This window comes from Kosmotoga sp. (assembly GCF_982836095.1).
The window spans coordinates 6,680-7,425 of record NZ_CEYIHJ010000005.1; the positions used below are offsets into that span (position 1 = coordinate 6,680).

At 39.0% G+C, this 746-nt stretch carries 1 protein-coding gene; it reads left to right on the forward strand.

Annotated elements, in window-relative coordinates:
* Positions 1-746 (forward strand): membrane protein insertase YidC (yidC, locus tag AC3LHT_RS00790; protein WP_488661692.1); only part of this gene is annotated, 746 nt, incomplete at both ends.

The following is a 746-nucleotide window of genomic DNA, read 5'->3' on the forward strand; positions in this document are numbered from 1 at the left end:
CTGATCTAATATCACGCTATGGAAATGATGGATTCAACGTTTTTTCTGGAGATACTGAACTTATCCCTGTATCTCATACAACCTTTAGGGATGAAAGAAGCGGGGCCTTTATTCTCAGGTTCGATTATGAAAAAGGATCAAAAACCTTTGTAATAAACGACAACCCTTATTACGATTTTGAAGTTCAGTACAATTTCTCGGAACCTGTATCAATGACTTTTCCATATATTTCAAATACGAAGACCTTTGACCCCAATAGTTATCATATGAGCTATCTTAAAAAGCCCAAGTCTCTGATGACGCTTTATTCGAATGATGTAACCTTTTCCGATGGTGTTTTGAACTCGAAAAGCGGTAGTGGCTCTATAAAGGTTTATGCAGGCCCTATAAAATTGATATACATATCAGAAGCGCTTCCAGAACTGTACGATACGGTAAAGAAGAACCTTTCCGAAGTCGGAGCCTTGAGCTTTTTCAGCTATATTCATCATGGTCTCGTTGTCTTTCTGTATTACCTTTTCAAGTTGACAGGTAGTTTCGGTTGGGCAATTATTCTCTTCACACTGGTGGTAAGGCTGATACTCTATCCTCTGTATCATATTCAAACCAAATCGATGATAGAAATGCGGAAAATCCAACCTGAAATTGAAAAACTCAGAAAAAAATACAAAGACCCACAAAAGCAACAACAGGCCCTCATGGCTCTGTACAGGGAAAAGCACATCAATCCCGCGACGGGTTGTTTG